The organism is Citrobacter sp. Colony219 (assembly GCF_019382635.1).
Classification (GTDB): Bacteria; Pseudomonadota; Gammaproteobacteria; order Enterobacterales; family Enterobacteriaceae; genus Citrobacter; species Citrobacter youngae.
In genome coordinates this window covers 253,291-265,578 of sequence record NZ_CP080033.1, presented here as the reverse complement: position 1 = coordinate 265,578, position 12,288 = coordinate 253,291, and the positions used below count along the sequence as shown (strand labels likewise).

At 53.3% G+C, this 12,288-nt stretch carries 13 protein-coding genes and 1 other annotated feature; of the genes, 10 read left to right on the top strand and 3 right to left on the bottom strand.

The genetic code is table 11. The annotated features are described in order from the left end of the window. Positions 1-37: 37 nt before the first annotated feature. The 4 genes from JTI85_RS01130 to JTI85_RS01115 all read left to right on the top strand — a co-directional run bounded on the left by JTI85_RS01130 (position 38) and on the right by JTI85_RS01115 (position 4,587). On the top strand, positions 38-1,048 hold the full coding sequence (locus JTI85_RS01130) for a hypothetical protein (protein ID WP_075551444.1): 1,011 nt from the start codon (positions 38-40) through the stop codon (positions 1,046-1,048). 5 nt (positions 1,049-1,053) lie between these two features. After that, on the top strand, positions 1,054-2,175 hold the full coding sequence (locus tag JTI85_RS01125) for a BamA/TamA family outer membrane protein (protein WP_255575586.1): 1,122 nt from the start codon (positions 1,054-1,056) through the stop codon (positions 2,173-2,175). After that, positions 2,172-3,296 (top strand): DUF4056 domain-containing protein, encoded by a 1,125-nt coding sequence (locus tag JTI85_RS01120; RefSeq protein ID WP_370629222.1) that lies wholly within the window; start codon positions 2,172-2,174, stop codon positions 3,294-3,296. Before JTI85_RS01125 ends, JTI85_RS01120 begins: the two co-directional genes overlap by 4 nt. A 64-nt stretch (positions 3,297-3,360) precedes the next feature. Then, positions 3,361-4,587: a DUF3748 domain-containing protein gene (locus tag JTI85_RS01115; protein WP_219352014.1), complete on the top strand. Its 1,227-nt coding sequence runs from the start codon at positions 3,361-3,363 to the stop codon at positions 4,585-4,587. A 1-nt stretch (position 4,588) separates the two neighbouring features. On the opposite strand, the gene JTI85_RS01110 is transcribed toward JTI85_RS01115, so the two are convergent. Continuing rightward, a complete protein-coding gene (locus JTI85_RS01110; protein ID WP_162873168.1) occupies positions 4,589-4,921 on the bottom strand; it encodes a YceK/YidQ family lipoprotein in 333 nt (110 codons plus the stop codon). A gap of 239 nt (positions 4,922-5,160) precedes the next feature. Further along, positions 5,161-5,233, top strand: a sequence feature (ROSE (Repression Of Heat Shock gene Expression) occurs in the 5'-region of heat shock genes and acts as an RNA thermometer to modulate expression.). Here JTI85_RS01110 and ibpA point away from each other — a divergent pair. The 6 genes from ibpA to JTI85_RS01080 all read left to right on the top strand — a co-directional run bounded on the left by ibpA (position 5,227) and on the right by JTI85_RS01080 (position 9,405). Beyond that, on the top strand, positions 5,227-5,640 hold the full coding sequence (ibpA, locus tag JTI85_RS01105; protein ID WP_040231504.1) for a small heat shock chaperone IbpA: 414 nt from the start codon (positions 5,227-5,229) through the stop codon (positions 5,638-5,640). (Overlaps the previous feature by 7 nt.) 94 nt (positions 5,641-5,734) lie before the next feature. Continuing rightward, the gene (gene ibpB / locus JTI85_RS01100) at positions 5,735-6,163 is read left to right on the top strand and encodes a small heat shock chaperone IbpB (protein WP_005121488.1); all 429 of its coding nucleotides are present in this window, start codon (positions 5,735-5,737) and stop codon (positions 6,161-6,163) included. Between the two features lie 124 nt (positions 6,164-6,287). After that, a complete protein-coding gene (locus JTI85_RS01095) occupies positions 6,288-7,949 on the top strand; it encodes a putative transporter (RefSeq protein ID WP_048213765.1) in 1,662 nt (553 codons plus the stop codon). A 229-nt stretch (positions 7,950-8,178) separates the two neighbouring features. Continuing rightward, a complete protein-coding gene (locus JTI85_RS01090; protein ID WP_005121491.1) occupies positions 8,179-8,526 on the top strand; it encodes a YidH family protein in 348 nt (115 codons plus the stop codon). Beyond that, on the top strand, positions 8,516-8,878 hold the full coding sequence (locus JTI85_RS01085; RefSeq protein ID WP_048213764.1) for a DUF202 domain-containing protein: 363 nt from the start codon (positions 8,516-8,518) through the stop codon (positions 8,876-8,878). The genes JTI85_RS01090 and JTI85_RS01085 overlap by 11 nt, the downstream gene beginning before the upstream one ends. Beyond that, positions 8,875-9,405, top strand: coding sequence for a radical SAM protein (locus tag JTI85_RS01080; protein WP_048213763.1), 531 nt, complete (start codon positions 8,875-8,877; stop codon positions 9,403-9,405). Before JTI85_RS01085 ends, JTI85_RS01080 begins: the two co-directional genes overlap by 4 nt. A 12-nt stretch (positions 9,406-9,417) precedes the next feature. Here JTI85_RS01080 and dsdA read toward each other — a convergent pair whose 3' ends face one another. Together dsdA and dsdX are read right to left on the bottom strand one after the other, a co-directional pair. Further along, complete coding sequence (dsdA, locus tag JTI85_RS01075) at positions 9,418-10,740, bottom strand: D-serine ammonia-lyase (RefSeq protein ID WP_219352013.1); 1,323 nt, start codon at positions 10,738-10,740, stop codon at positions 9,418-9,420. Positions 10,741-10,757: 17 nt separating this feature from the next. Continuing rightward, on the bottom strand, positions 10,758-12,095 hold the full coding sequence (gene dsdX / locus JTI85_RS01070; protein WP_199963723.1) for a D-serine transporter DsdX: 1,338 nt from the start codon (positions 12,093-12,095) through the stop codon (positions 10,758-10,760). Positions 12,096-12,288: the final 193 nt, after the last annotated feature.

Sequence of the window (12,288 nt, the reverse complement as noted above, 5' to 3'; positions counted from 1 at the left end):
ATATTCGGGCGATTCCTGCCTGCAACTATGTTTCCTTATGACTAACACACGCATCCGCCTGGTGTTGATGACGTCTTCCTGTTTGGCTTTTCAGGCCTGGGCTGCGACGGATTCTGGCTCAACATTGACACCGCTGTATGACTATCAGGACGATGGTCAGGCTACTTCTTTGCCGACAAAACCCGCGGCTAAACCAACCACAAGCCACTCTGTTTTGCCGTTTTTAGGAGAGGAGGCACGTAAACGAGGCTACGACCTGCCTGAGCCTTTTGGCGTGAATATTAACTACATGAATATCAGGCAAAACATTAATGTAGACAGCATCAATTTCAACGGTCTTTCCCTGCGCGGTCACTCGTTGGATAACGCGTTTAAAATCAACGTCGGCAACACCCGGGAGAGAAGTAAAACCGAAACCTTAAAACTGGATGCCTGGCTGCTGCCCTTTATGAACGTCTATGGTCTGATTGGCTATACCGACGGACACTCTGTTTCGCAGATAGGTGTAGGAATCAAAGGACCACGTAAATACCGTACACCAGCCAATTTGCAGAATCTGGCATTTCAGCTCGACTTTAAAGGCACAACCTACGGTGTAGGAACGACTCTGGTTGGTGGAGTGGGCAACTGGTTTACGGCTTTTGATGCCAACTATACGCAAACACAGTTCGATATCCTTGATGGCAGTATTAATGCCTTTACCATCTCTCCGCGTGTAGGTTATCGCTTTACCACTCCCGGCATGGAGACCCTGCACATGCCATCCGGTAAGTTAAATCTGTGGGTGGGCAGCATGTATCAGGATGTGCAGCAAGAATTTAGCGGCAGCCTGAACGATCTCACGATGCCTTCTGCGGCGCTGCAAAAAATGGTGGATATTGCGAACAAGGATAGCAATGGTCGCTTCGATGTTAAACAACACCTGCAATCCCCCTGGAACGTGCTGGTAGGCGCGCAATATGAGTTGACCCGCAACGTTAATATCACCACCGAAATTGGCTTCGCCGACCGTAATAGCTTCTTTGCTGCGGGAGAGTATCGTTTTTGACGCGCATCGGCCTGCTTCTGTTTTTCTGCCTGTTTGCCGGATACGTTCAGTCGGCGCTGCCGACCCGCAATGAGATTGACGGCTGGCTGAATAAACTGGGCGCCAGCGATAACTTTAACGCCACTAAAGGTATCGACTGGGGAGTGATGCCTGGGCCGTTTTATACCCCAGAACTGGGGCTGGGGATCGGGACGGCGGTAGTGGGGATGTATCGACCCGATCCGAACGATACGGTGAGTCAAAACTCGACGCTGACGTTGAGCGGCTACTTTAGCTCAACGGGGGCCTTTGGCATCACGATGCAAAATTATGCTTTTTTCGCCGACGATCGCTGGCGTTTCTTTCTTAATGGCGCATTAACAGATACCCCAACCTACTACTGGGGGCAGGGTTTTAGCGCCGGAGATAAAGATAGCCAAAAACAGCAATATACCGCTCAGGTCCTGGATTTGCGTCCAACGCTATACCGGCGGTTAGCGCCTAACATCTATCTGGGGGTCGGCTGGTCGCTGAATACCCAGCATGCTGCGCAAATGGACGACAACGATCCGCCGAAAATTGAAACTACGCCGCAGGGGGCATCGGTTCTCAGTTCCGGGAGTAGCGTGGAACTGAGCTGGGACGATCGTGATTTCGTACCCAATCCGCGTAAAGGGCAGTATGCCGATGTGCGCTACACCCGCTTTACTCCTGAGGTGGGGAGCGATACCCGGTTTGATGAATACCAGTTGCATTACAGTCGTTACCACTCGCTGGACGATAAAAACGTGCTGGCATGGGAGGCGGATGGCACGTTTACCCAGGGAGCTGTGCCGTGGAGCATGATGCCGCTGCTCGGTAGCAATCAACGCATGCGCGGTTATTACGAAGGGCGCTATCGGGACAAGAATGTCGTCAGCGGGCAACTTGAGTATCGCCGCAAGCTCGATTGGCGGCACGGCGTGGTCGGTTGGCTGGGTGCAGGGACTATGGGGTCATCATTTAGTGCGCTGGACGACGGACGACTCCTGCCCTCGGCAGGAGTCGGTTATCGCTTTGAATTCAAGCCGCGCGTCAACGTACGCCTGGATTACGGCATCGGCAAAGGCAGCAGCGGTTTCTATTTTCAGGTCGGAGAGGCATTTTGAGCAGGTTGCTGAAAACTATGTCATTACTGGCATCACTTCTCGCAGGCAGCGCTGGGGCGGCACTACCAGTGGCATTAGATCTGGCCCCGCAGGTAACAACGAGAGCGACCACCGCGTGGCCTGCTATGCCGCCACAGCCACTGCCTAAAGGGTTACGTCCTTGCTGTGCATTTGGCTACAACTTGCATGCGGAATTGCTGGGCATGCCGGTACCGTTTTATCAACTGGATAACGTGGTCCCGGCGGGCCACCTTGGATTGCATCAGTACAACGATAGCATGCTGGCCGGGCTGGAAAACCTGACCGGCTTAAGCCGTGAAAATAACGGCATTCTCTACACCGCGCACGGTGGCTTTATTGATACCGCCCACGTGCGTGATACCGCTGATATGACGGTCTATATCTTTAGTCAGCTCCTGCCGAAACTGGGGCAGGCTTTTACGCTCGATCTGGATAGCGAACTGGCCCTGCGTCGGTTAGTGTTTAATGCCTTTACACCACCAACCGATCCTGTCGCGCGTTACACGCTGGCAGCCTGGCTGGCCGCTCATCTGGCGTTTCAGGTCGCGGAGTGGCATGAAATTGCGCAATGGTACGGTTTTGAGTCTGTTCCCGGATTTTCTGAAGGTGTTTCTGCATTTTCGCCAGAGGATCTTTACTCCAATCTGCTTGGTGCCCGCCTGGCGGTGTCGCTGATTCTGGAGGGGCAAACAGTTTCTCAGGGGGTTTACGAGGTGGCGATGGGGACGGCACTTCGCCAGGCACTTGTCCATCTTGGCGCTCAGTCGCCGGAACTCACCCGTTTCCATTTCGATATGCTGGACGGCCGCTGGTGGAACAGTCGGCGTCGGGTGCCGGAAAAGTATCTGGTGCTGCGGCGTAACTATCAGATGGGGGATAATCGTTTGCCGACACGCGTGCCTGGCGAGCGGGCTGTTCTGCAGCGACTGGCGCTGCCGCACCGCTGGCAGGGCGTTGATCTCAATGCTGTCGGAGAGTTGCAACTGTGGCCGGGTACAGCAATGGAGCAGTTACCGCCACCCATTCGTTACTATACGTTCGAGGACTTCCCCGCTTTGGCTGTGAACGCTCAGCAAGCTGATGCGCTTGCGGCCCGCTAAAGGCTTATGGGATACGCGCTGTGCGTGGTAAAAAGGAGCGGTATTTTTCGTCCGGGACACCACCATGAAACAAATCACCTTTGCAGCGCGTAATCATCAGCTTACCAATATCAACACCTGGACACCGGACAGCCAGTGGCTGGTCTTTGATGTGCGTCCTTCCGGTGCATCGTTTACCGGAGAGACGATTGAACGCGTCAATATTCACACCGGTGAGGTGGCGGTGATTTACCGTGCTACGCAAGGCGCACACGTCGGCGTGGTGACCGTTAATCCAAAAGCTGAAAAATATGTGTTCATTCATGGACCAGAAAACCCTGATGAAACATGGTATTACGATTTTCATCATCGACGTGGTGTGATTGCTACGCAGGCAGAGGTGGGGAATCTGGATGCGATGGATATTACTGCGCCGTATACCCCAGGCGCGCTGCGCGGTGGTAGTCATGTGCATGTTTTTAGCCCAAACGGCGAGTTTGTCAGTTTCACCTATAACGATCACGTGCTACATGAGCGCTCACCGGCGCTGGATTTACGCAATGTCGGCGTTGCTGCGCCGTATGGGCCGGTGAATGTATCTGCGCAGCATCCCCGTGAATACAGCGGGAACTCTTGGTGCGTGCTGGTGAGCCAGACGACACCAACGCCAAAACCGGGGAGCGATGAGATTAACCGCGCTTATGAAGAAGGCTGGGTGGGGGATCATACGCTGGCCTTTATCGGCGACACGTTGTCTGTCAGTGGCGAAAAAGTACCGGAACTGTTTATCGTTGATTTGCCACGCCATGAAAGTGGCTGGAAACAGCCTGGCGAGGCACCTCTGGAAGGAACGGAAGCAACAATGCCTGCGCCACCAGCCGGCATCGTTCAGCGCCGTCTGACGTTTACTCATGATCACGCCTTCCCGGGGCTGGTGAATCAACCGCGGCATTGGGTGCGCAGTAATCCAACGGCAGCCGAAATTGCGTTTCTGATGCGTGATGACAACGGTATCGTGCAGTTATGGTTGATTTCCCCACAGGGAGGAGAACCGCGTCAGCTTACCCGCTGTGACACGGATATTCAGTCAGCATTCAACTGGCATCCGTCGGGAAAATGGTTGGGATTTGTACTGCAGAACAGAATCGCTTGTTGTGATGCGCAGACGGGAGAGATTGAATTTTTAACGACCAGCCATGGCAACCCACCTTCAGCAGATGCGATCGTCTTCTCTCCTGATGGCCGACAGGTTGCATGGATGGAAGACGTCGACGGTTTCCGCCAGCTATGGGTGACAGAAACCAGACGTTAACTTAAGGCGCAGGCATTTGAGCTGGGGGGATAACGGCGTTGGTGGCTTGCGTTCTCTCCTCGCTCTTTTCTACGCGAGATCGAACCGAGTTATCTTTGCGAAAGAGATCCCACGGAAGCAGTACCGTATCCAGAACCGCGGTAAAAGGCATATCCAGAATCGCCAGCGACTTTGTTCCCCAGTTTGTATCACTTTCGCTAATCATTGTGGCGCTGGCGCGCGTGCCAGGATATATCCCTTCTTTCCCTCCGGTATGTGACATCACGCTGGAACAGCCGCTGATAAAAACCATCCCGCTGCACATCATCAGTGTTAACACTATTTTTTTTATCATCATTATTTCATCTGCTAATCATCGTGTTTGCAGGGTGAGTTAAAGCGATCCGTTGCGAAAATAACATCACCATCTTGTCGCACTGTGGCGGCAATCGCGATTTAACGATAACGACTGCTCCCCCCAGTGTATGCAATAGACAACAAACTGCAAAAAAAGTCAGAGGAGTACGCTTGAAAAGTTTGTATTAAGACCCATTTTTAGGGTGTAGACAAATGAAGGGCATGCCTGATGGGTGTCCTGGCTACCTGACCTGTCCAAGATGGAAGGTCCAACATTCTCGCTGATTTCAGGAGCTATTGATTATGCGTAACTTTGATTTATCCCCGCTATACCGTTCTGCTATTGGATTTGATCGTCTGTTTAACCTGCTGGAAAACAACCAGGGCCAAAGCAATGGTGGCTACCCTCCGTACAACGTTGAGCTGGTAGACGAAAACCACTACCGCATTGCAATTGCCGTTGCGGGCTTTGCTGAAAGCGAGCTGGAAATTACCGCCCAGGATAATTTGCTGGTAGTGAAAGGCGCGCATGCGGACGAGCAAAAAGAACGTACTTACCTGTACCAGGGTATTGCCGAACGCAACTTCGAACGCAAGTTCCAGTTAGCGGAGAACATCCACGTTCGCGGCGCAAACCTGGTAAACGGTCTGCTGTATATCGAGCTTGAGCGCGTGATTCCTGAAGCGAACAAACCGCGCCGCATCGAAATCAACTAATTTATCTGTCGGGCCGCTTGCGCGGCCCTGCTAAGCACAGGCTTGCCGTCAGGGAGCCGAAAGGTACTTACTCGCTTCTTAGAAGGAGAATATTATGCGTAACTACGATTTATCCCCACTGCTGCGTCAATGGATCGGTTTTGACAAACTGGCCAATGCATTACAAAACGCTGGTGAAAGCCAAAGCTTCCCACCCTATAACATCGAAAAGAGCGATGATAACCACTACCGCATTACCCTTGCGTTAGCCGGTTTCCGTCAGGAAGATTTGGATATTCAACTGGAAGGCACGCGTCTGACCGTAAAAGGTACGCCGCAGCAGCCGGAAAAAGAGACCAAATGGTTGCATCAGGGGCTGGTCACTCAATCATTCAGTCTGAGCTTTACGTTGGCTGAAAATATGGAAGTCTCCGGCGCAAGCTTCACCAATGGCTTACTGCATATTGATTTGACCCGTAATGAACCTGAAACCATTGCTCCACAACGTATCGCCATCAGCGAACGTCCCGCATTAAATAGCTAAATAGCTCCAGGCCTTTGCCCCGCCAGAAATGACGGGGCTTTTTTGTGCTTTACCCCCCATACATTGCGCTTGTACTCTGCGAGAATCCATTTACTTAATGATGTTATTCACAGGGAACAGAAGAATGAGTGATATAGCATTGACGGTCAGCGTTCTGGCATTGGTGGCGGTTGTCGGGTTATGGATCGGCAACATTAAAGTACGGGGCGTTGGTTTTGGCATCGGAGGCGTACTGTTCGGCGGTATCATCGTCGGACACTTTGTCGATCAGGCAGGGATGACCCTGAGCGGCGATATGTTGCATTTTATTCAGGAATTTGGCCTGATACTCTTCGTCTATACCATCGGCATCCAGGTAGGGCCGGGTTTCTTTGCCTCACTGCGTGTTTCGGGACTGCGTCTGAACCTGTTTGCAGTGCTGATCGTGATTATCGGGGGGCTGGTTACCGCGCTTCTGCATAAGATCTTCGCTATTCCGCTGCCTGTGGTGCTGGGGATCTTCTCCGGCGCGGTCACCAATACGCCCGCACTGGGTGCCGGGCAGCAAATTCTGCGCGATCTGGGTACGCCGGGGGATGTGGTCGATCAGATGGGGATGAGCTATGCCATGGCTTATCCTTTCGGTATTTGCGGCATTTTGCTCACAATGTGGCTGATGCGCCTCATTTTCCGCGTGAACGTTGAGTCCGAAGCTCAGCAGCATGAATCAACGCTGACCAACGGTCATACGCTGATTCAGACGATGAACATTCGTGTTGAAAACCCGAACCTCAATAATATGGCGATTCAGGATGTCCCCATTCTGAACAGCGACAAAATCATCTGTTCACGCCTGAAGCGAGATGAAACGTTAATGGTGCCGTCGCCGGGTACGATTATCCAGATGGGCGATCTGCTTCACCTGGTCGGACAGCCTGGCGATCTGCATAATGCGAAGGTGGTGATTGGGCAGGAAGTGGACACTTCGCTGTCAACGCGGGGTACGGATTTGCGTGTTGAACGTGTCGTTGTGACCAACGAACAGGTGCTTGGCAAGCGGATCCGTGACCTGCACTTTAAAGAACGTTACGACGTGGTGATTTCCCGTCTGAACCGCGCGGGCGTTGAGCTGGTCGCCAGCAGCGATGCCAGCCTGCAATTTGGCGATATCCTCAATCTGGTGGGGCGTCCTTCGTCGATTGATGCCGTTGCCAATGTTGTGGGTAACGCACAGCAAAAACTGCAGCAGGTGCAGATGTTGCCGGTGTTTATTGGGATCGGGCTGGGGGTGTTGTTGGGTTCAATCCCGCTGTTTATCCCCGGTTTCCCGGTGGCATTAAAACTGGGGCTGGCCGGTGGACCACTGATTATGGCGCTGATTTTGGGGCGTATTGGCAGTATCGGTAAGCTGTACTGGTTTATGCCTCCCAGCGCGAACCTGGCGTTGCGAGAGTTGGGTATCGTACTGTTTCTCGCGGTGGTTGGTCTGAAGTCAGGCGGTGATTTTGTTCATACCCTGACGCAGGGCGACGGTCTGAGCTGGGTGGGCTACGGTATTTTTATCACCGCAATCCCGCTGATTACCGTCGGTCTGCTGGCGCGCCTTCTCACCAAAATGAACTACCTGACGCTGTGTGGCATGTTGGCCGGCTCAATGACCGATCCTCCTGCGCTGGCGTTTGCGAACAACCTGCATGCCACCAGCGGGGCGGCAGCGCTCTCCTACGCCACCGTTTATCCGCTGGTCATGTTCCTGAGGATTATCACCCCACAACTGCTGGCGGTGCTCTTCTGGGGATTAGGTTAAAACTGACCTATCCAGTCAGCATATCCAGGAATGCCTGATGCGCTGCGCTTATCCGACCTACATCGTTCACTGTAGGCCGGATAAGGCGCCAGTCGCCATCCGGCATTTCAAAGCACATCTCTCTTTTCCATTGTCTCATCACATTACACTCCCTTTCGTTTGCGAATCAGGTTCATACTCTTTCACTGTTCCGGTATAACGACCAGACTACAATATTGAAGGAGTCGCCATGAAGATTTCCCGCCTTGGAGAAGCGCCGGATTACCGCTTCTCACTGGCAAATGAGCGTACGTTTCTGGCGTGGATCCGCACTGCGCTGGGTTTTCTGGCGGCGGGCGTTGGTCTTGATCAACTGGCCCCGGACTTTGCTACGCCAGTCATCCGTGAGGCACTTGCCTTGCTGCTGTGTCTGTTTGCGGGTGGTCTGGCGATCTACGGTTATCTGCGCTGGTTGCGAAATGAAAAGGCGATGCGTCTGAAAGAGGACATGCCGTACACCAACAGCCTGCTGATTATCAGCGTCATGCTGACGCTTGTGGCGGTGATTGTTATGGCGCTGGTGCTGTATGCCGGGTAGTCGTAAGGCCCGTCGCCAGTCCGATCCTGGTCTACAACCGGAACGGACATCGCTGGCCTGGTTTCGCACGTTGCTAGGCTATGGCGCACTGATGGCGCTGGCGATTAAGCATAACTGGCATCAGGCGGGAGCGTTATTCTGGGTTTCAATAGCGGTGCTGGCAATTGTGGCGATTATTCTCTGGCGCTACACCCGCAGCCGTAACCTGATGGATGTTACGCATAGCGATTTTTCTGAATCTCGTGCGGTGCGTGACAAATTTATGATCTCCCTCGCGGTGTTATCCCTTGCAATACTGTTTGCTGTAACACACGTTCGCCAACTTATCGTATATATCGGGAATTTTGCATGACAGTATGTGAGGACATGGATGTTAGTGAGGGTATTTTAAAGGTGGTGATTGATCACCAGAAGAGTTTGCAACCTATTGAACTGTACCGTGATTTACGACAAGGCGATGTTCGTCTCGTACAGTTTATCCCTCTGATTAAGCGCGATGAAGCAGGCAACCTGACGGCTGAATCTGTCACACCAGAAGGGTGGGGGCAGTTTTTAAATACGATATTTGATATCTGGGTTCGTGAAGATATTAATCGGGTATCTATTCAGCTTTTTGATAAAACTCTGCGTCGATGGTGTGGTCTGGCGGTTCAAATTGAACGGCAATCGACCTCACAGCAGAGCGTGCGTTGTCGGTCATGTTCCTTATCGCAATTTTACCGTGGTGATTGCCCGGTGCATGGGGATACTCACGGGGAAAATGTGCTGTGTGCGGGATATCAGGCCTTCTTTGAACACTCATCACCCCATATGCGCGTCATGCGCGATCTGATTAAACAGCATCGCTCACCGATGGAGCTGATGGCGATGCTGCGTTGAGATCAGAGGGGGTTAGCGCCCTTTCGCCAGGTATTGCGCCATCTCGGTTTCCGGCACCATGCCGCCGCCGGTCGCCCACACCAGGTGCGTGGCGTTATTGAGCTGATCCGCGCTCAATCCTTGCATCTGCTGGTAATCCGTGGAGGCGCAAACGTGCTGAGGACCAGCCATGCCCGCCAGCGCCGATGGCTCAAGGCGAATACCTTCTTCCTGCGCCAACCAGCCCAGCATGTCGTACATCGTTTGATCGTCCAGCGTATACAGTCCGTCGAGCAGGCGTTCCATCGCCCGGCCAACAAAGCCCGAGGCGCGACCGACTGCCAGCCCATCTGCCGCTGTCAGATTATCGATGCCGATATCCTGCACGGAAATGGTATCGTGCAGCCCGGTGTAAATCCCCAGCAGCATGCACGGGGAGTGGGTTGGTTCTGCGAAAAAGCAGTGTACGTTATCGCCAAACGCCAGCTTCAGACCAAATGCCACCCCGCCAGGGCCGCCGCCGACGCCGCACGGCAGGTAGACAAACAGCGGATGATCGGCATCCACCACGCGCCCCTGCTGCGCAAACTGCGCCTTCAGACGCTGTCCGGCCACCGCATAGCCTAGGAACAGCGTGCGGGAATTTTCATCATCGATAAAGAAACAGTTTGGATCGGACTGCGCCGCCTTACGACCTTGTTCAACCGCCACGCCGTAATCTTCTTCGTACTCCACCACCGTCACGCCGTGGCTGCGCAGCCTGGATTTTTTCCACGCGCGGGCATCGGCAGACATATGGACCGTAACGTTAAAGCCGATCCGGGCGCTCATGATGCCAATCGACATGCCCAGGTTGCCGGTGGAACCGACTGCGATGCTGTACTGGCTGAAAAATTGTTTAAATTCAGGCGAAAGCAGAATGCTGTAATCATCTTCTGTCGTCAGCAGACCGGCTTCCAGCGCCAGTTTTTCAGCGTGGGTCAGGACTTCATAAATGCCGCCACGCGCTTTGATTGAGCCAGAAATTGGCAGGTGGCTGTCTTTTTTCAGCAGCAGTTCGCCGTGGATAGGCTGCCCGAACTCTTTTTCCAGCCGTTTTTGCATGGCCGGGATGGTGGCCAGCTCAGATTCGATAATGCCCCCGGTGGCGGCAGTTTCCGGGAAGGCCTGCGCCAGATACGGTGCGAAGCGCGTCAGACGCGCGTGGGCATCCTCAACGTCGTGTGCTGTCAGGCCAACATAGGGTAAACCTTCTGCAAGAGAGGTGGTGCCAGGGTTAAACCAGGTTGTCTCTTTCAGAGCCACCAGATCTTCCACTAAAGGATGCTGGGCGATAAGTGTTTGAATGTTTTCCATAGTCAGTCTCTTCGCGCTTAGATAATAAAGGAAAGCAGGAATGTGCAAGCCAGTGCAATAACGGACGCGATAAATGTCGCGGTCGTATAGTATTTGAACGTTTCATTCAGGGTGGCGCCGCAATACTGCTTCACCAGCCAGAACAGGGAATCAGTGACGATCGTGCAGCCAATAGCGCCGGAACCGATGGCAATGGCGATGATCTCCGGGCTAACGTTGGGGTACAGCGGTAGCATCGGGGCAACGATTGCCGTCGCGCCCATCATCGCAACGGTAGCTGAGCCTACCGCCGCATGCAGAATCAGTGCGACCAGCCATGCCAGCAGAATCGGGTGCATGTGCATATTCGAGAGGATCAGCGCGAGGGTATCCGCCAGCCCACTGCTCTTGAGGATAGCGTTGAATGCGCCGCCTGCACCGATAATCAGCAGAATGTTAGCAATCGAGCCAAAACCGTTTTCGGTGTGGGTCAGCAATGCCCCCATACCAATGTGCTGACGCAGACCGAGAATGTAATAGGCCACGAAAACGGCAATAAACATCGCGGTGATCGGGTTACCGATAAACTCCAGCAGCGTATACAGCGTACCGCCTTTCGCCATGTTCAGTTCCGCGACGGTTTTGACCAGCATCAGGCCAATTGGCAGCAGCACGGTAAACAGCGTGGCGCTCAGCGACGGCAACGTACTTTCATCGCGTACCTTGAGATCGGAAAACTCAGCCGGTACCGGTTTAAATGGCAGACGGTTGCCGAGGAATTTCAGATACAACGGCCCGCCGATTAGCGATGCCATCAAGCCCACCAGTAAGCCGTAGACAATCACGGTGCCAATATCCGCGCCCAGCTTGTTCGACACGAACAGGGCGGCCGGATGCGGAGGTACGACGCAGTGTACCGCCATCAGCGCCGTACACAGCGGAATCGCCAGCTTCAGTAATGAGGTATTGGTTTTTTTAGCAATCGAAAAGGCCAGTGGAATCAACAGCACCACGCCCACTTCAACGAACAGTGTGATCCCGCAAATCAGCCCGACCAGCACCATAATGACGTCGGCGGAAAGCCAGCGGCAGCGCTGCAGCGTCAGACCGATGCGTTCGGCTGCGCCGGACACTTCCATCATTTTGCCCAAAATGGTCCCAAGGCCAATAACCGCCGCGAGGAAGCCCAGCGTACCGCCGATGCCGCTCTCAATGGCATTGACCATATCCAGCGGCCCCATCCCCATCATCGTACCCACGAAGAAACTGGCTAACAGCAGCGCCAGAAACGGGTGGAATTTGAACTTCACGATGGTCAAAACGATTAACACGATGCTTATCAGCAGCGTGCTCACAACCCAGATTTGAGAGTGCATAGCTCACCTTGCCCTGTGATTAATATAGGGTTATTGGACAAAAATAAGGCACCGTCTGACAAACGATATAAATCTCCTTTCACATGAGCCAGATTGCATCAAATGAGTGATTTACGTCTAATTACGCTGCATTTATGCGATATGATTCACCTTGATTCATCTTTGTGCTGATTTTTACAGCGAACTTTTTTAC